This is a genomic window from Francisella salimarina, assembly GCF_007923265.1.
GTDB lineage: Bacteria > Pseudomonadota > Gammaproteobacteria > Francisellales > Francisellaceae > Francisella > Francisella salimarina.
On the sequence record NZ_VOJA01000001.1, the window covers coordinates 137,609 to 157,050 of the forward strand.

Sequence of the window (19,442 nt, forward strand, 5' to 3'; positions counted from 1 at the left end):
ACTATCAACCTTCTAAAATATTTTTATAAATCTCTAACTGCTTAGCTATTATATAGTCATTTTGATATTGCTTTGCAGTATTTTTTGCATTTTGACTCATTAGCTCATAGTTACTATAGTCGTAAGAGTTTTGTATAGTTCTTTGTAAGTCATTTTTTGTAGTTATGAAGCCATTTTCTCTATTTTTGATAAAATCTCTACGCGTACCAATATCAAAACCAATAACAGGAACGCCAAAACTCATAGCCTCTATTATCGTCAAGCCAAATGTTTCATACAGTAGCGCTGGTTGGATTAGATACTTCGATTGTGAAATCAAAGATAGCGTCTCTTCCCTAGTACATTTCCCCTTAAAAACAATATTTTTAGATGAGTATTTATTAATTATCTCATCACTATCGGGACTATTGCCAACCACTGTCAACACAAACTTATCATCTAGAGATCTCCATGTATCTAAAAGCTCAAATATGCCTTTGGATTCTTCAAGCCTACCTACATAAATATAGTTTTGTTTAATCTTTTGAGTATGCTGATCTACAGCCAAAGAGATACTATTTGGTTTGAGGATAATTTTATGGTTTGAAATACCAAGTTCTTTGACCTTTTGCCTTTGAAAATCAGTCAACACGAAATAATAATCAATATTCTTAAACATTTTGAAGAGCTTATAAAAACTAAATGCGACCTGAGCAACTAAGCTTTGTAATCGCGATTTCCTGTAGCACTTATTTTTTATACCAAAAATAGGTAACTTACTTTTGGTACATAGTTCACATGCACCAAAGCCATCTCTATACAGAATACCAGATATACACCATAGTCTGTAATTGTGAAGTGTATGTACCACTTTAGCACCAGATTTTTTTGCAGCCTTAAAAACACTTGGTGTCAACAAAGGAAAAAAATTATGCACATGGACTATATCAATATTGTTGTCTCTAACTATCTTTTTAATATTTCGATAATGCTTGCGTGAAAACCATATCCCAAATAATAAGCTAAATTTGCTAATATCATCATTAGAAACCTGATATGCCAAAACATTATCTTCGCCATGTAATTCTCGCAAAGACTTTAACTCATTATCATAAACTATATCTTCGCCACCAATATTATTTGACTGATAGCGGTTATGGACAATCAAAATTTTCATAAATAAGCCTCAATTTGCTCAATATCCTTTGCATTTAGAGAGAATTTCTCCACACCAGTGATAAGCTCATGATATTTATCTGAGTTAATTGCTCGGATTAATGAAATTAGTCCATCAATATTTTGTGGGTCTATCCAATAACCATTTATATTATCTTTGACAATATCTCTAGCTCCACAGTTTTGGCTAATAATCACAGGCAAACCGAAATAAAACGCCTCTTCAACTACTAATCCCCATGGTTCAACCAGGCTAGGTAGCACAAAAACATCATGACTAAGAAATTCATTTTTAAGTTTCTTATTCTCAATAGCTGATTTAAACACAATGTTATCATTAGCGATTTTTTGTAAATACTCTCTCTGCTCGCCCTCTCCGATTATGGTCAGACTATAATCTTTTAGACTATTAAATACCTGAACTAATCTCTCTAAATTTTTAATCGCTGATAACCTCCCAACATAAAGAAACTTTTTGTGATACTCTCTTACTTCCTTATTAAAGCTTGGTTTATTGATAATACCAACACCTTTGGTAATTTTTATATCGCCACGATATCCAAGTTTTAGTAATAACTCTCGATGAAGAGTACCAGATGCAAAAACTGTAGATACTCGCGATAGAAATATTTTTTTTATTAATGCTTGTATTCCTGTAGTCTTACTTTCATTAATAGTTGACTCAAGAGCTAGAAAATTTTTGTTTTTACGATTAGCAAATATAACATACCAAAACTCACGCAAATCCCAACCACTTACTAACATTCTTTTATATTGAATACTTTTTAAAATACTTCTTAATCTTTTGATATTTGCTGAAGAGTTTCGCTGTTGTAAGTTGCCTGAGAATAAAACCTGATACTCAAAAGATACATTATCTAAACCAACAAAATCATCTGCTCTTTTTTCATTTGTATTCGAGGCTAAGAAAACAACAAAGATATTTAGCTTCTTAGCTAACTGATTATACAAGTTAACCTTATAAAAAGCTGGGATGTGAGTGACTATGACATAATCATACATGATATTTATCTTGCCTTTAATTAAATCTATATCTAACTATATGATATAACAATACTAGCTTTTAGTAACCCCTAAAGTAACTGCGTAGCTTAACTAACAGCGAAATAATATAACTCTTGATTACAGGCAGATACGAAAGATTATAAGATTTATTTATTTGAAATTTTTCTTTGAGAATCTTATTCAAGTTTTGTGATGATATACCATCAAGATCATACTTAGAAATAGTCATATCTAGATATTTCGATTTTTTACCAAGCTTAAAGTACTGCATTGTAAAATCTTGATCTGCACATATCTTGTATTTAAGATTGTATTTTATTGCTTTATCTAACCTATAAAAAGTAGATTGATGGCACAACATCATTCCTAGCGCCATATCTCTCAAATTTAGTTCAGATTTGTATTTTAGAATTTTATGACCAATATTAGTATTTCCATAAATGACAGCAGTATCTTGAGAAAATTTGTTCTCAAATACCTCCTGTAAAACATCATTAGAATAAAAGCTATCTCCTGCATTCATAAAGTTAAACCATTGCCCTTTAGCTAGTGCAATACCTTTGTTCATAGCATCGTAAATACCTTGATCTGGCTCACTGATATACTTAGTAATTTTATCTTGATATTTTTTAATAACATCAAGCGTTCCATCAGTAGAACCACCATCAACTATAATGTACTCAATATTTAAATATGTCTGGTTTAATACACTCAAAATAGTCTCTTCTAAAAGTTCTTTGGCATTATATACAACTGTTATAACTGTAACCAAAGGATAATTAGCTTTTTGAATTTGAGAATTTGACAAGGATAGCTCCTAAGATATATTAGTGACTTTTCTTACCTAGTTTTTCACTAAGCTTGTAGCCTATATGTCTGAATATTCTAACATACTCATTGTGTCTTCTAATCATATTATCTGAAGTATATTTAACATAAAACTTATATATAAAAATATGCCACAGATCAAAAATATTCTTTCTTGGCTTGCCGCCAACAATATCATAAAACTCATTCATATAACCGCTTAGATCATTGCTTTTGTTAGTTTCATGATGTCTAAAGCCCGAAACATTACTATTACATATATGTAAATTTGCATGTTTTGCAAACTCGTGCCACATAAAAAAGTCACCGGCTAGTTTATACTCAGCAAACTTTTTCATATCCATTTTATCTTGTAATGATTTTGTCCAGAAAGTTGACTCTTGTTGTATCGATGGCAAACTCGTACCATGGATACCTTTTAGTATTCTCTTTCTTGATGGTACTAGAGGCAGCATAGAGTTTTCAATAATACCATCCTTGTTGTACCAGGTATTTTTAGCATTTATCCACTGTGCTTTTTCACCGTGTTTTTTCATCTCAGCAGCTATCGCTTTAAAGGCATTTGGTAGATAAAAATCATCTGAGTTTATATAAGCAACTATATCACCAGTTACTATCGATAATCCCTTTGATAAAGCATCATACATGCCATCATCTTTCTCACATATAAACTTGATATCAAGACTATTACAAAATATGTCTAATTCGCCTTTCTTATGCTTATCTACATACTTTTGGATAATATCACAAGTGCTATCTTTTGACTTACCATCTACTAGAATATATTCAATATCAAAGTCACCTCTTTGAGTGATTACACTCAAGATAGTCTCTTCAATATATTTCTCAGAATTGTATGATACTGTTACTATAGAAAATTTCATGTAAAAACCTATTTACGCTTTTGTACCTTTAGGACATTCTCCTGCTCTAACACCCCAACCTCAAACTTGGTTTCGATTTTATTACTCTCAATAGGAGTATCAAATCTCTTATCACTAATATCAGTAAAGCTTACTCTTATAGTATATTGTCCTTTATATACCACACACTTAAATATATTACTTATATTGAAAACATCTCCTGATTTAATGCCTTCTATAATATTACCCTTAGAAAAAGAATTAAATAAAGTCAACGTCTTACCTGTAATATCTTGCGCATCAAAATCCACCCTAACTTTATTGTAATCATTTAGAAACTTAACATCCATAGATAAAATATATTCATATCCTGTCTCCAAGAAACTCGTCGCATTATTTGACATATCATAAATACATAGATCAGAAACTAAAAGGTTATCAAAATCTCTTCCAAAATTATCTTTTACATCACTATCAGCTTCCTCAACAATATCACCATTAAGAATTTGAATTTCTCTTATCACCCTCTCTTTATCATCGCTAAATAAGGCTTTTTGATAATAATGAGCCACCCTTTTGGGTTCATCATCAAGAAGTATTTGTCTATTATGAAGAAATATTGCCCTACTGCAAAATTCCACCATCAAAGAAACATTATGCGAAACAAAGACAACTGTTGTCCCTCCTTTAAGAAGCTGTCTAATCTTAACAAAACATTTATTTTGAAAGATAGCATCTCCAACAGCCAAAACTTCATCAACTATTAATATTTCTGGTTTAATCGCTGTAGCAATTCCAAACCCAAGTCTAGCTGTCATGCCACTACTATAATTCTTTACTGGCTGATTTATATAGTCACCAATTTCAGCAAATTCTATAATTTCCTTAGTAATTTGATCTCTTTCATTTTCATTGACTTTATTAAGATCCAAGCTATATTTAATGTTTTGCGCACCAGTTAACTCAGGATTCACACTTCCTGTAATTTCTAACATAGCGTTGATTTGACCATTAACATTAACTCTCCCAGAGGTTGGTGTAACAACTCCAGCGATAATCTTAAGCAGTGTTGACTTACCAGCTCCATTTAATCCAAAAATACCGAGAACCTCACCCTTATTAATTTCAAGATTCACATCCTTTACCGCACAAAAATCTTTGGAATACTTCTTTCTAGACAAGCTAAAAGCTTCTTTAACTCGGTCTCTAGCAGAGTCATATATTTTATAATACTTAGAAACATTAGTTAGTTTAATAGCAATATTTTTTTTCATTTTACAGAATATCTCCAAAGTGAGGAGCTAGTCTTTTAAATACAATAGCCCCCAAAAATACTATACAAAAAACCATTATCATGAAAACTGTAGTCTGCACTGGTTGTTGCCAAAACCACACTTTTTCAATAAAAGTGTTACGAAAACCTTGAATTACATATGCCATCGGATTCAGATCTATCAGAAATCTATATCTCTCTGGAATCTGCTGAGGAGACCAAAAAACCGGAGTAAACCAAAACCCAAATTGTGTAATTAGAGCAACAACTTCTGAGGTATCTTTCACAAACACCCTTAATGCTGAAGCCAACCAGCCCAATCCCAGTAAGAGCAATAAGCTACACAACAGATAGTATGGCAACTGCAACCAGTAAATACTAGGATAGTGGCCAGCTAGCGTGAATGCCAAGAATAATATAAAAACAAGTATCATATGTATAATAAAACAAGACATAATACTTACTATAGGTAAAATATTCACACTAAACGAAACTTTCGTAACCAAAAAACTTTTTGCTATAAGGACTTCAGAGCTTTTAGAAAAAGCATCTGAAAAGAAGAACCACGGAATCATACCTGTCAATAAAAAAAGGATTATTGAAGAACTACCTCCAGCACCTCCAGGTCTAATACCATAAGTAAAAACCAGCCATATCACCAATATAAAAACTACCGGTCTTATAACAGCCCAAACAATTCCCAAATATGACCCTAAATATGCTTCTTTAAAATCATTGTAAGAGAGTATAAGAATTAGTCTATTATTGTTAATAAGATGTCTAATAAACCTATAGAATTCTTTGAAGTATCTCATATATACTAAAACCACTTTTCTACTATGAGAATCATTTTATCAGAACATTATTTTTTTTACATTAAAATCTATAACAATTGAAAGATTTGATCTCCAACATTACTACAACAACCTACAAGTCAATTTTATCATTTAAGCACAATTGCTTATTAGTATATTCCATGTATAATAAACTTTTGTAACTAAATTAATCAGTTGAGTTAAAGTTTTGAGCAACATTAAGTATATTGATCACATAGATGGTTTGAGAGCTCTAGCAGTCATATCTGTAATATTTGTACACCTTGACTATTCACTTTTTAGTGGTGGATTTATTGGTGTTGATATATTCTTTGTTATAAGTGGTTATCTTATAACTAAAATAATAATTAAAGAACTAAGAAGAGATAACAAATTTAACTTTTTGAATTTCTATACAAGAAGAATACGAAGAATATTGCCTGCACTAATATTCACTCTAATAACTACACTTTTGCTCTCAACATGGCTACTAAATCTTGCTAGCTTTAAAATTTTTGGAGGCTCTTTAGCAACCTCTGCATTATCTATATCAAACTTTTTTTTCAATTCTCAGGCGGGATATTTTGATATTTTCTCACAATCAAACCCACTTCTACATACATGGTCATTAGCAGTTGAAGAGCAGTTTTATATATTTTGGCCCATAGGGTTATTGATTATATATAGAATTAACAAGAAACTTTTAATCCCTTTTATAATGTCAATATTTACTATTAGTATTATTTGGTCAATTTATAAGCAAAGCACAAACATAAGTAATTTGTATTACCTAACTCAGTTTAGAGCTTTCGAATTCTGTATTGGAGCAATACTAACTTGGCTAGATCAAGACAAATTACTAAAATCAAACAAAAGTAAAGAAATAATGTGTGCCACAGGATTTATTTTTGTTTTTTATCCTATATTTTATTATAATTCAAGCACCTTATTTCCTAGCTATAATGCTTTACTACCTACAATAGGCGCTGGATTATTGATTCTTTCCGGATCCGCCAAGTGGTCAGGATATATACTAAGAGTCAAAGCAATCAGATTTATTGGACTTATTAGCTATTCCTTATATTTAATACATTGGCCAATGATAGTATTCGTTAAAACATACAATCAAAACACTGGGTATCCATTTGAACTTAGTTCAATATCTAAATTAGTTATTTTAATTATTGCCCTAATTGTGGCTTCAGTCATGTATTACACAATTGAACAACCTTTCAGAAAAAACATCCCTAAAAAAAATTACTCACAAGTCTTATTGGTTTCAAAATGGAGTTTAATTGTAGTTATAATATCTGTAATAGGAGCTTCTATTTTCTATAGTAAAGGTTGGCTTTGGAGAGCAAAATATCCAATAGCTGCCAATCAAGTGACAGATTTGAGTAAATATCATATAGAAAACTGGGGAGGGGCCGGTGTCACAACAGAGGAGGTAAAATACGGTTCTTTACCTGCTGATATAATACTTATGGGAGATAGTCATGCCGGAATGTTGGAGAGAGGATTAATAGATGAAATAGCCAAACCTTTCAACCTAAGCTTATACGGTATAACAGGTGGAGATGGAGGCAAGTATTCATCAACATTACTTATTCCGGGACTTACTAGACAAGGAAATCCTATATTTACACAGGAATGGAATGATAAATCTAATAAGGAAGCACCTATAGATCTAAGCAATCATATAAAACAAAAAAAAGATAGTGTTTTAATATACTCTGCATATGTTGCAGCCTATGTTGGAGACGCATTGTATTTAGACTCACACAAGCCAATTAATATAGATCCTTTCACCATGACAAAATACAATCAATACAAAGCATTAACGGATGCTTTTGAAAAATTGCTGAAAATAATTGACGGACATAAATTAATAATAATAGGAAATCCTCCAGAATCATTTAATTACAATACAACATATTGCTTATCTCAACTAAAATGGTTTAAATCAACAAATCATTGTCAAACAAAAGAAATAGAAAATAATTATCCTGCAGCAATAAATGTTAATAACATTCTCAATCAATTTGCCAAAAAACATAAAAATGTTTATTTTATCAATCCATACGATACTTTTTGTGAAAATGGATATTGTAATAATGTAAACAGGGAAGGCATTCCGTTTTATTCTGATGGTAATCATCTTTCAAAAACAGGATCCATATACTTACTCAAGCATATTAAGCCAAAATTAGTTGAAATAATGAAGCCACTCACATAGTACATCATTATGCTACGCTACTATACAATAAAATTATTTTTCAAAGTTATTTTTTGAAAAAAGTAAATCTCCTTAAGACTCTAATAAACTTTATAATCAGTGATTTGATACTATTATCATTAACTTGCTTTTCAAGAAACTCAATATACTCACTACATTCTCTAATAGTTCCATTATCACGATTTTTAAATCTGGCAAAACTCTCTACAATAACTTCAAAATCTCTTATTGAGAATTCTTTTAATACTTCTGACATAAAATTTGGCGTAGTAGCACCTATACTTTCACTTAATGTATTAGCGAATGAGTAAAGAAATTTATCTCTGTACTCCTCACCAAATATATAGCTAAAATCTACACAACCATGCAAAAACATAATTAGCTGTGCTTGTTCATCCGCGCCACTCCATATACCACCATCATTCATTCTATATACAGACATGATTTTATCTATATATTTTATTGAACCAAATTTTGAAAATACCAACAACATATATACATCATTACGTTTAACAGATGAGTATTTAGCAAGGTATTCATTAATCTGACTTTTATGTGCATCATATCTAAAAACTAAAGATGTTGTATGCAAATAGGCGGAATCAATAAAATCATCGAATTTATAACTGTCTTTTTTATTACTAGAATCTATAAATAATCTATCAGTCAACTCTCCATTGATTAAAAATCTTGTATTATGACCACAGCCCATGAATTCAGGATTATGCTCCAAAAGATCAACTTGCTGCTGTAATTTGGTGGAATCTATCCAATAATCATCTCCTTCACACAATGCTATATATTTACCTCTAACGACAGGTAAAATAAAGTCTCTTATAGGTAAAGCTCCTTTTGAGTATTGATTTTGTTTTTGATAGACTAATCTAATAATATTTGGATATTGCTCAAGATAACTATTAAGTATTTCTGTAGTTCTATCAGTCGAGCAATCATCACTTATAATTATTTCAAATGGAAAATCTGTTTGTTGAGATAAAAAACCTTCTAAAGCCTTTTCAATATATTTCTCTTGATTATATGCGGTGCAACAAATACTCAATATTGGTTTATTATCTTGCCAATGTGATAATATTTGACTCTCACTTATTAATTTAGACATTATTCATAAAACTTGGATAACTATATTCTAAACATTATAATCATTAACAACATAAGATTAAATAACTTACTGGCATTACTCTATATACTATTTATGTTTTTTATTTTTTCATGAAGTTTATTTTTTAGATAATCTTTACCAAATTCTATATCTATATTATTTGCTTTAATATAGCTGTTAAGCTTGCTGAGATCTAAAATATATTTATCTTTTTTCTGTATAATTATAGTATTAGCCTTTTTGTTAAGAAGATTTTCAAAAATTTCTATAATCTCTAAAATCTTATATCTATATGGATTAGCAAGATCAATAGTAGAACATAGAGCACCATTTGCCAAATATGAATCAACAAACTTCCTAACATCTTCTATCTCAATAACATATCTATATGCATCTGAATATACACTCATTACATTATTACTTTTAATAGCATGATAAATATAATTTATTAGAGTATTATGCAGTTTTAGATTTCCAAATAGTTGCGGAAGCCTAATGATAAAATATTTATCTGAAAGCTTCTTTATAGTACTTTCCATCTGTATTTTATGAGCATAATATGAGTTCTTAGGATAATCTTCAGCCGATAATGCACAACTACTAAAATATACAAACTTTTTATTCGAATTCCCTTTAAGTATAGTTTCAAGAAGCTTTCTTTCCCTATCAAATTCTTTTTGTTCAATACAACTAGAATCAGAGACTCCACTAGCAAAAATAGTGACACCCTCATTGTTTTGATAATTATAAAATGCTTGTGCTAACTGACCACCTCCAACTACCACGATGTACCATCCTTGTACACTGTTACATATTTATAACCATTTTTCTCGACTATATTCGGCATTATTCTCTCTAAAGCATGCATATAGCTACCATCTCGTGGTAACGGTTCCTCTTGTAGAATCAATTGCTCATCTAGATAAAAAATATCCCTGATTGCATCAAGCTTAGCCCAAAACATATTACCCAAAGGAAATATAGGAGTTTCATATATTTCTTTTAACCCAATAACTTGACCCAATTTATCAACATATGACTTGTTCTCGCCGATATCAACATATGTCCTATCTTCAGGAAAGACTAATCCTACTTCTTCTTTATTCAAAAGTCTAAGTATAGAACTAGAAATTTGTTTATCCTTACCAATTAAATTATCCAACAAATATGATCTCCATTCATCACCTAAGTTAGCATGAGCACTAACTGTTTTTTTGCTATGAAAATGGCCTACAACATCATATTTCTGACTAAATAACTGATTTTTGAGTCCAAATATCATTGGACCAATATCTCTTCCAATATTATCAACTTTTATAAACTCCACATTAACTGCACCACAAGTGCTAAATTTATCTCTAATAAATTCAATATTGTTATCATCTACTACAGTGATGTATAAGTCGTATCCGGGAGGAAGGTATTTAAAATAATCATTAAACTCCTCAACCAAATCAATATAGAATAAATGCAAGTGTACCGCAAACCTAACTGATATATTCTCTTCATCACTATGGATAGGTAATCTATAGCATTCGTGAGTAGCATGTATATGTTCACTAAGAGCCTCATATAATGGAACTCCCGTCCTACCATCACCATTTTCTAAAATCCATTTAAGATTTGAAAAGCCAGGATATGGATTAGATGTTAACCTATGCAAACCTTTCCTATGCGCTAATGTATAAAAGTACGTTGAGGCAGATTTCAAATCTGATAATCCAATAAACTGATTATCAAAAAACTCGGATAACTCTAACTCTCTAGCAATTTTTAGATTCTTACTATTATATGAAACACACTCGTTAATCTTACTGATCAGAAAATCGACATACTTATCAAAGTCTAAATATTTTTTAACAAGATAAGAATTCCTATTAGATCTAACGATATTTTTTGATAAAAATTTTGCGATCTCATAACCTAATTTATGCGTATCTAGATAGTCTACTATTATAGATTGTGCATTATATTTCTCTAAAAACTCAACTGTGCCAGAAGCATCCTTAAAACAAGCAATTGGCAAATCAGCTTCTAAAGCATCAATAGCGATATTAGGAAATGGATCCATACGCGATGTCAAACAATAGATATCTGCTATAGAAAATATTGCATCTAGACTTTGCTGATGTTCCAAAAAAACAAAATCGTCACTTAGATCAAATAGTCTTATTTCTCTTTGCAACCAATAAGAATACGTATAATCAGATTCTTTTAGTCCATCACCTACCCAAACAAATTTACACCTACCCTCATAGTTTTGTTTAATATATCTAGCTACGGAGATAAATAAATCTACACCTTTCCTAATATCTATTGACCCAGCTCCGACCATAATTCTATAATTTCCTATATTATCAATACCTATTTTTTGCAAAATTTTATCCACAGAGTCAGCATGGCCATAATTTTTAGGGATAAATGGTAGCTTTCCTTGTGGGTAAATAGATATATTCTTAGGAACATTTGAAATTATTTCAAAATCCCTTAAATGATTAGTAATCGACTCTTGTATTATTTTTGCGGGAATTACAACACTGTCTGCGGCCACAAGTGTATCTCTCATTACACTACCATGAACTACATAGCCTGCAAATTCATGAACAAGTGACAAAGCAGGAATTCGAAGGTCTCGAACTATACTTAATATAGGATACGTTACAATTGAGTTACATATAGCAGCGGTTATATTATACTTTTGATTAAGCGTATCGATCATCTGGATAGACAGACTCTGATTATTATAAACCTCTTCAACCACTAGAAAAGCATCTTCAAAAAAAGCATCATGAATATCTGACTTTTGCATAATGTAGTTAATTATATTATATTGCTTACTTAAACTCTTTCCTATATTTAACCCCAACAAAGGCGCACCAGTAGCTGAAGATATATGAGATACTATGATCAAAGTTTGTTTGGAAACATCAAATACCTTTTTACCTTCTTGAAACTGATTTTCGACATCATTAGTAGAGACTTTACTAACAACAATACCTCGATATATTTTTCTCAATATCTCTCTTCTTCTACTGCCTACAGGACATAGAAACGTAACTATCTCTCTTAAAATCATTATATAACCTAGTCATACTTTTATTACTTATTAAACAGCTTTGTAATTATTCTTACAGGTTTAGTTAATTTCCAACCTAAAGATGAGTATATCTTATTAATCTCTTTTTTATAAGTATCAAGCTCATTGTTTAACTCATCATTTAAATAATTAATAGCCTCATTTAATGAAATTAAACATTCTTTATTGTACGGCAAAATATCTATATCTATTTCAATAGTTTGTATTTTTTCTCCTATAGCTTCTACATTTAGTTTATCAAAAACGATTTTAGGGTATCTTTTAAAATCATAATACTGTCCATCAAAATATTCAGCATTAGTCTTACTCACACCTAATGCTATTACATTACCGCCTTCGAAAATCGCTCTAGCTGACTTTAGATTAATTTTGCATGGCTGATTAATTGGTAAATACTCGATCTTTGAAATATCATTTTCAATATATATATCGAAAGAATATATATTCTTATTTACATAGACCCGTTTTTTTATACTACTTGATTCAGAATTTGATTGCTCAAGATATAGCTCTGCCACAGCATCTTTCCTAAAACCCAACTCATCAAAAAGATCAAGGCGTGAATACATCTCAAGAAAATCTTGATATAGCTCTGAAGGAAATGAAAAACTCTCAGTTAATTTGTCATATGCTGCAAAAACCATAGCTGCCGCACCTACTTTATTTGATTGTTTCAAATAATAATAAAATAAATTTTTATACTTAGATATCTCATCGCTTTTATTACCAATTATCTTTGAGATAACACAAGTTTCTAATTTAGGTATATTCTGCATATACCAAATAGCTTCAGTATTTCCTCGAAGTAATGCTCTAGTATCAACTCCTATGCTTAGATTAGCGCCATCATCCCTAATTCGATAACATGATAATTCTTCCTCCAATATAGATATATCATACTCTTTTAACGCTCTCAACCATAAATCAAAATCTTGAGCCTGTAGTAATCTATTATCATAAAAACCAATTTTTTCATGAGCCTTTTGAGATATCAATGGCGTTACTGCACAAAACACATTAATACCATTAAATAACATTTTCATAAGCTCATCTGTATTTTTAAAATGCTTATTAAAAACATGATTTTTATAGTTATCTAACTCAACACCACTATCATTCACAAACTTAACCCAAGTAAAGCAAATACAACTATTCGTCTCTTTCATATAATTAAGTTGTTTCTCTAACTTATCTGACATAAAATAATCATCCGCAGATAATACAGATATGTAATCACCCTTAGCCTGTTTGAGAGCAGTATTAATTCCTCCAGAGGGATAACTATTATATTCAAGTGAAATAAAAGTAATTCGATCATCAGTAAAAGAGCAATTGGCTATCTTCTGTCTCGAAGAATCTGTTGAGCTATTATCAACAATAATTAATTCCCAATTATCATATGTCTGGTTTATAACTGAATTTATGGCTTGCTCCACATACTTCTCATGGTTGAAGCAAAGCATACATACACTTATAAGAGGACTATTATCCATAGAACCTAACCTCCCAAGCTTAATGCTTATATTGAATATTCTACTTTTAACAAATGTTGTTAGATTTTTTTACTGAAAGTATTAGAGTTAATCGACCTTATGATAACTAAAGGCCACTGTTTCGGACTATCATATAAAACTCAATAACAACATTTTTATTAATCATTATGTTTTTTTGACTAAGTACCACTTATTAGACAAGCTCTTTTTCAGAATGTTACGGTCTAAAATTTATTCACGATTTCAGTTATTCGAACAACATCATCCTGAGATAAATGTTGACCTATTGGCAAACTTAAAACTTGATCATGAATCTGCTCTGATATCGGATAACTATCATTATTCCACTCACTATATGCTTTTTGATGATGTGGGGCTATCGGGTAGTGAATAACGGTTTGAACACCATTATTTAATAAATAATCTTGCAGTCGGTCTCTATTTTCTGTTCTGATTACAAATAAGTGCCAAACGTGATTATCGAATTGTCTAAGCATTGGTAAAAAAACTATTTCATTTTTAATATTAGAAAGATAGTATTCAGCTATTCTTCTACGGTAATCTATATCTTGATTCAAATATTTAAGCTTAACCCTTAGCATAGCTGCCTGAATCTCATCTAACCTACTATTAGTTCCTTTATAAAGATTTTTATACTTCTCGTGACTACCATAGTTTGCCAAGGCCGATATTGTATCAGCTAATATACTATCATTCGTTGTTACAGCACCAGCATCACCTAATGCCCCTAGGTTCTTACCCGGATAAAAACTAAAACCACTAGCATCTCCGAGATTACCTGACTTCCTATTATCAAAGTATGCTCCATGCGATTGAGCCGAATCTTCTATTACTTTAAGATTATGTTTTTTAGCTATGGAATTAATTTCGTCCATCTGACAAGTTTGTCCATATAGATGTACTGGCATGATAGCTACTGTCTTATCTGTAATAGCCTTTTGAAGCTTATCTACATCCAATAGATAATCATCTATATTAGGCTCTACTAATATAGGCACTAGACTATTAGCAGATATCGCTAAAATACTTGCAATATAAGTATTAGCTGGAACTATAATCTCATCACCATTTTTAAAAACTCCTAACTCTTTATATGCTCTAATAATTAATACAAGAGCATCTAAGCCATTTGCAACACCAATAGCGTGCTTAGTACCACAATAATTAGCGAACTCTTCTTCAAATTTTTCACATTCACTACCACGAATATACCATCCGCTATCAATGACCCGCTCACATGCTTGTTTAAGCTCTGACTCATATAAACCATTTATTTTTTGAAGATCTAAAAAACTTATCATAATATTTCACCATCTTAAATTATTAAAATTAAACTTTATAAAACATTGCTTTGAATTAAACTGAAAATCTTTATATAGTAAAACCTCTAAACAAGTATATCATCTAGATATTTCTCCAAATCTTGAACATTAACAGTCACATTCCCATGAATATAACTAGTGTCACTTACCGGAGTTGTTAAAAAATGTACAAGTTCTACCCCAGATGCTGCCGCAATTGGTTCAAATATATTAAAATTAACACCTGTAACAGATGGATATAAATTTATAGCTTTTGTTCCACCTCTCATAAATAACATATTGGTAAAAGCTGCACCAGAGGGCGCAATTATCACTTCAGCATGCTGAAACATACTTAATTGTTCACAGAAGCTTAAACCTATTGGATTCACGAACTCAAATCCTTTCTTATGCAAAAGTCTTTCCAATTCATTAATGTTTTCAATTGTTCTTATTTTATTATTTCTCTGTAAATAAATTTTCTTACTTGAAAATGCTTTAAAAGGTTTTATAGAAACATTATTTAATACCTTACGCTTCAAATCTTTTAAAGCATCAATATCTATAACAACATCTTTCATGTTATTAACTGGATTCTTATTATTTTCCAAAACATAAGATAATGGCTTAGCAAAAATGACTTTTTTGCAAAATAAAAGTCTTCTCAGCTCAACAGCCTCTATTTCGAAGCTACAACCGGCCACAATATTTAGAATGTCGATACACTGACTAGGCAATCCTTGATCTACTAAAAGTGTATATTTAGTACAATCAAACTTTTCATCTTGTTTTTTCAAGACGTCTAATATCATTATAAACTTTGGCAGAACTTCTACGATCCAATGATAATAATTCCAAGAATATTCAGAAATTAAACTAATATATGTTTTGTCACCTGAAGACTTAATCTCTTCTGAATCAAGGTAGAATTTATAAAATCCACCACCATAGTACTCTATATTTTCAAATCTCTTGATCTCGTGATGATTACTCATCGAATTTAAATCATGGTTATAAACATTACCTTGATTAATTAGAGAGTCTGAGCCACCAATAAGTGTTACATCGTTGACAAGGTAAATAGCTGTATCTGGTAGTTCAGTATTAATTTCATTTTTGAAATACTTCTCACCATCGATTATTAACTTTGGTGCACTAAGCTGAATAGATCTATCTTTGCATTCGTACAAAATATTATATTCACATCCAAGTAAGTCTAAATCTTTAGCAAGCATGAGTTTTTTACTATATTTTCTCTCCACATCCTCTATATAATCTGATTGATCTGGTTCTCTAATACGCCTTATTGCTAATATCACATCATTAACAAACTGCTCCCTCATAAACCTAGGAACAAACATATACATAACTCTAGCTATGTCTTTCAAAATCACTTGACAAACTCCTTCTACCAAGTTTGGGAGATATTTTTATTTATGGAATAAATATTTCAGCAGTACCATCTATAACAACTTTATTTTTTACAGTACATTTTGTATCAAAAAAAACTCTTTTTCTTGATACATCTATGTTTGATACAATTACAGTTGCTACTACTGTATCCCCAAGATACACAGGTCTTTTAAAATTCAAATTTTGCCCTACATAAACACATCCTTTACCTGGCAGTTTTGTACCAAATAATGCAGAAAAAAAACTTGCACTTATTAATCCATGAGCTATTCTTTTTTTATATCTTGATTTTTCTGCATATAATTCATCTAAATGAACTGGATTATGATCACCAGACAATCCAGCAAAAACTTTAACATCTGTATCAGTTATTGTTTGTGAATATGATGCACACATCCCGATTTCTATTTCATCAATACTATATGATTCCTTCACTATTCATTTTCTCCCACTCTTTTATAATATCTATAGGATACCCCCTATGAAAATGCTTTATCCAAGGATATGCCGGTTTTCTTGTACCATCTTTAAGTCTTATCTTAGATGCTTCACAAACTTCTTTCGCGGGATTTCCACTATAAAGCATATGTGGCTTAGTTGAGATACTTAGCATAGAGTTTGCTCCAATAAGACACCCAGTTGCTATCTTAACTCCAGGCAAAATAACACTCATCGTAGAAATTACGGCAAAATCACCAACCTCTACACCTTGCATAACTTCACTTGGTGGATGCGGGTCATTTGTTAACACCACATAAGGGAAAATCCAAATATAATTACCAATTTTTGAATGTTGACCTATATGCACATTACTATGCATTCTTACATAATCCCCAATAGTACAATGTCCTTGAATATCAGCTAAAGTACCGATTTGTAAATTTATACCTGCTATTGTTTTTTCTCGTACAGTCACGCGATGGCCTGTAATTAATTTTTCTCCAAAAACCGAGCCCTCATAAAAAACACTATGTGATCTAATATATGAATTACCACCAATAAAAAGTTTACTGCCTTCAGATAAATGATTTTGAACACCTATTTCGCAATATCCCTCAATGGTTGTATCATCTGCTATTTCAACATTATCATAAATAGTAGTGAATTGTCCTATTTTTACATTTCTACCTATAATTGCCTTATCCGACACTATTGCTGTAGGATGAACTAAACTCTCATTTAACATTTTTTACCATCTCCATAAAATCACCATAACTTCTGATATAGTCAGATTCATCATAATAATCACTAGCAAGAACCATAAGCACACAGTCTGGTGAAAAATCAAACATCTCTCTCCAAATTAATCCTTTAATTAGTAAACCTTTTTCAGGAAACTCCAATAAAACATCTTTTTTAGTCTTACCATCGTCAACCAATATTTTACAACTACCAGAAACACAAATTAAAACTTGTGATAAATTCTTATGAGCATGAAAACCTCTGCGCACATTTTCCTTAGTTCCATATATGTAGTAAACTCTTTTTATGTCAAATGGTATATTTTTGTTTTGCTCAAGGGATACTAGAGAACCCCTGTCATCACCAATAACAGCTAAACTCAAAATATCCACCATATATTTTCAACCTCAAAATAAAACTATTATATAATACAAGCTATAGTAAAGCTAGTTACGCCTTCTATAGAACCTCGTGCAGAACCTATAAACTCTCTTCAACACAAATTCAATAATACCTTTTTTTCTTTCTCTTTCCAATGCTTCTTCCAACTCTTTTATATACTTATTGCACTCATTTATACACTCTCCCTGCAACTTCAAGGCATCGTTATTCTTATGCAGCATTTTTTCCTGATAATCTATTGCCTTTCGAAAGTCTCCTATTAAGACATTGATGGGACTATCATCTTTATTCAGTATGTCAATAATCATAATAAGAGTATTTTTTATCTCTTCTTCTGTTGCACTTTTCAATAAAAGTTCAGACACCTCAGATGAGTTTTTTGCTCTTATTACGTTCAAAAATGCTTGGTAAAAATTTCTCCTATACTTCTCATCAAAAATGTTAACAATACTTACACAAGCCAATATATTATAGATCTCATTTAAACATGATTCATTAGCACTCCAAATGCCTAAATCATGAATTCTGTACGCCGACATAATATTATTAAATGATTTTATAGGACCAAAATATGAAAAAACTAGACACATATACCAATCACTGTTATAGAACTGTAAATATTCTTCAACTTCTGTTCTATATTTACCTCCAAACCTATAAACATACGAGCTTGTATGAAAATAACATTCTCCTTTAGAGTATTCATCAAAATGATGCACATCTGTTTGATGCCCATTATAAGCAACTAACTTTGACGTTTCATTATTTTTTTCAACAGTAATTGTATTATGTGAACACCCCATAAACTCAGGGTTAGCCTCAAGAAAATCAACCTGCTTTTGTAATTTATGACGATCTGTCCAGTAATCATCGCCATCGCATAACGCTATATACGCACCCTGTATAACTGGGATAAAAATTTCCTTCATAAAATTAATATTTTTTTGAAAACAATTTTCTTTTTGATATATAGGTTTAATTATTTTTGGATATTTATCTTGATATGCTTTGATTATTCTAGCTGTGTTATCGGTTGAACAATCATCATTGATAACAATTTCAAATGCAAAATCAGTTTCCTGAATCAAAAAACTATCAAGAGCCTGTTCAATATATTTCTCATGATTATATGCAACACATATTATACTTAATAAAACCTTATCATCTTTCCATCTTTTAGTTACTTCACTCTCTGTTTTATAAAACATCATTCACTC

General features: G+C 30.8%; 17 protein-coding genes. 1 reads left to right on the forward strand and 16 read right to left on the reverse strand.

The window, feature by feature from the left end; translation table 11 throughout:
* Positions 1-4 precede the first annotated feature (4 nt).
* From FQ699_RS00680 to FQ699_RS00705, 6 genes are all read right to left on the reverse strand, one after another.
* Complete coding sequence (locus FQ699_RS00680) at positions 5-1,156, reverse strand: glycosyltransferase family 4 protein (RefSeq protein WP_146420700.1); 1,152 nt, start codon at positions 1,154-1,156, stop codon at positions 5-7.
* Positions 1,153-2,178 (reverse strand): glycosyltransferase, encoded by a 1,026-nt coding sequence (locus FQ699_RS00685; RefSeq protein WP_146420701.1) that lies wholly within the window; start codon positions 2,176-2,178, stop codon positions 1,153-1,155. Before FQ699_RS00685 ends, FQ699_RS00680 begins: the two co-directional genes overlap by 4 nt.
* Positions 2,179-2,239: 61 nt before the next feature.
* Entirely contained in the window at positions 2,240-2,989 is a 750-nt protein-coding gene (locus tag FQ699_RS00690; RefSeq protein ID WP_146420702.1) for a glycosyltransferase family 2 protein, read from the reverse strand.
* Positions 2,990-3,008: 19 nt separating this feature from the next.
* Complete coding sequence (locus tag FQ699_RS00695) at positions 3,009-3,893, reverse strand: glycosyltransferase (protein ID WP_146420703.1); 885 nt, start codon at positions 3,891-3,893, stop codon at positions 3,009-3,011.
* Positions 3,894-3,901: 8 nt separating this feature from the next.
* Positions 3,902-5,146, reverse strand: a complete 1,245-nt coding sequence (locus FQ699_RS00700; RefSeq protein ID WP_146420704.1) for an ABC transporter ATP-binding protein — start codon at positions 5,144-5,146, stop codon at positions 3,902-3,904.
* A 1-nt stretch (position 5,147) separates the two neighbouring features.
* Positions 5,148-5,960, reverse strand: coding sequence for an ABC transporter permease (locus FQ699_RS00705; RefSeq protein ID WP_146420705.1), 813 nt, complete (start codon positions 5,958-5,960; stop codon positions 5,148-5,150).
* 208 nt (positions 5,961-6,168) lie between these two features.
* Here FQ699_RS00705 and FQ699_RS00710 point away from each other — a divergent pair, with 208 nt between their 5' ends.
* Positions 6,169-8,196: an acyltransferase family protein gene (locus FQ699_RS00710; protein WP_146420706.1), complete on the forward strand. Its 2,028-nt coding sequence runs from the start codon at positions 6,169-6,171 to the stop codon at positions 8,194-8,196.
* A gap of 46 nt (positions 8,197-8,242) precedes the next feature.
* On the opposite strand, the gene FQ699_RS00715 is transcribed toward FQ699_RS00710, so the two are convergent.
* From FQ699_RS00715 to FQ699_RS00760, 10 genes are all read right to left on the reverse strand, one after another.
* Positions 8,243-9,316, reverse strand: a complete 1,074-nt coding sequence (locus FQ699_RS00715) for a glycosyltransferase (RefSeq protein WP_146420707.1) — start codon at positions 9,314-9,316, stop codon at positions 8,243-8,245.
* Positions 9,317-9,396: 80 nt separating this feature from the next.
* Positions 9,397-10,101, reverse strand: a complete 705-nt coding sequence (locus FQ699_RS00720) for a Rossmann-fold NAD(P)-binding domain-containing protein (protein WP_146420708.1) — start codon at positions 10,099-10,101, stop codon at positions 9,397-9,399.
* A complete protein-coding gene (locus FQ699_RS00725; protein WP_224728115.1) occupies positions 10,095-12,392 on the reverse strand; it encodes a rhamnan synthesis F family protein in 2,298 nt (765 codons plus the stop codon). The genes FQ699_RS00720 and FQ699_RS00725 overlap by 7 nt, the downstream gene beginning before the upstream one ends.
* A 23-nt stretch (positions 12,393-12,415) precedes the next feature.
* Entirely contained in the window at positions 12,416-13,906 is a 1,491-nt protein-coding gene (locus tag FQ699_RS00730; RefSeq protein ID WP_146420709.1) for a glycosyltransferase family 2 protein, read from the reverse strand.
* Positions 13,907-14,130: 224 nt separating this feature from the next.
* A complete protein-coding gene (locus FQ699_RS00735; protein ID WP_146420710.1) occupies positions 14,131-15,228 on the reverse strand; it encodes a DegT/DnrJ/EryC1/StrS family aminotransferase in 1,098 nt (365 codons plus the stop codon).
* 86 nt (positions 15,229-15,314) lie between these two features.
* Positions 15,315-16,622: a glycosyltransferase family 61 protein gene (locus tag FQ699_RS00740; protein ID WP_146420711.1), complete on the reverse strand. Its 1,308-nt coding sequence runs from the start codon at positions 16,620-16,622 to the stop codon at positions 15,315-15,317.
* A 40-nt stretch (positions 16,623-16,662) separates the two neighbouring features.
* Positions 16,663-17,076 carry a MaoC family dehydratase gene (locus FQ699_RS00745; protein WP_224728114.1) on the reverse strand — a complete coding sequence of 138 codons (414 nt, stop codon included), beginning with the start codon at positions 17,074-17,076 and terminating at the stop codon, positions 16,663-16,665.
* The gene (locus tag FQ699_RS00750; protein WP_146420712.1) at positions 17,060-17,827 is read right to left on the reverse strand and encodes an acyltransferase; all 768 of its coding nucleotides are present in this window, start codon (positions 17,825-17,827) and stop codon (positions 17,060-17,062) included. The genes FQ699_RS00745 and FQ699_RS00750 overlap by 17 nt, the downstream gene beginning before the upstream one ends.
* A complete protein-coding gene (locus FQ699_RS00755; protein ID WP_146420713.1) occupies positions 17,817-18,218 on the reverse strand; it encodes a sugar 3,4-ketoisomerase in 402 nt (133 codons plus the stop codon). Before FQ699_RS00755 ends, FQ699_RS00750 begins: the two co-directional genes overlap by 11 nt.
* A 51-nt stretch (positions 18,219-18,269) precedes the next feature.
* Positions 18,270-19,433, reverse strand: coding sequence for a glycosyltransferase family 2 protein (locus FQ699_RS00760; protein ID WP_179951643.1), 1,164 nt, complete (start codon positions 19,431-19,433; stop codon positions 18,270-18,272).
* Between the last annotated feature and the right edge of the window lie 9 nt (positions 19,434-19,442).

What these genes read in the sequence shown, in the direction of transcription:
- FQ699_RS00680 (WP_146420700.1), bottom strand. Translation starts at nt 1,156, where the DNA reads ATGAAAATTTTGATTGTCCATAACCGCTATCAGTCAAATAATATTGGT.
- FQ699_RS00750 (WP_146420712.1), bottom strand. Translation starts at nt 17,827, where the DNA reads ATGTTAAATGAGAGTTTAGTTCATCCTACAGCAATAGTGTCGGATAAG.
- FQ699_RS00730 (WP_146420709.1), bottom strand. Translation starts at nt 13,906, where the DNA reads ATGGATAATAGTCCTCTTATAAGTGTATGTATGCTTTGCTTCAACCAT.
- FQ699_RS00735 (WP_146420710.1), bottom strand. Translation starts at nt 15,228, where the DNA reads ATGATAAGTTTTTTAGATCTTCAAAAAATAAATGGTTTATATGAGTCA.
- FQ699_RS00715 (WP_146420707.1), bottom strand. Translation starts at nt 9,316, where the DNA reads ATGTCTAAATTAATAAGTGAGAGTCAAATATTATCACATTGGCAAGAT.
- FQ699_RS00685 (WP_146420701.1), bottom strand. Translation starts at nt 2,178, where the DNA reads ATGTATGATTATGTCATAGTCACTCACATCCCAGCTTTTTATAAGGTT.
- FQ699_RS00695 (WP_146420703.1), bottom strand. Translation starts at nt 3,893, where the DNA reads ATGAAATTTTCTATAGTAACAGTATCATACAATTCTGAGAAATATATT.
- FQ699_RS00725 (WP_224728115.1), bottom strand. Translation starts at nt 12,392, where the DNA reads ATGATTTTAAGAGAGATAGTTACGTTTCTATGTCCTGTAGGCAGTAGA.
- FQ699_RS00760 (WP_179951643.1), bottom strand. Translation starts at nt 19,433, where the DNA reads ATGTTTTATAAAACAGAGAGTGAAGTAACTAAAAGATGGAAAGATGAT.
- FQ699_RS00705 (WP_146420705.1), bottom strand. Translation starts at nt 5,960, where the DNA reads ATGAGATACTTCAAAGAATTCTATAGGTTTATTAGACATCTTATTAAC.
- FQ699_RS00755 (WP_146420713.1), bottom strand. Translation starts at nt 18,218, where the DNA reads ATGGTGGATATTTTGAGTTTAGCTGTTATTGGTGATGACAGGGGTTCT.
- FQ699_RS00700 (WP_146420704.1), bottom strand. Translation starts at nt 5,146, where the DNA reads ATGAAAAAAAATATTGCTATTAAACTAACTAATGTTTCTAAGTATTAT.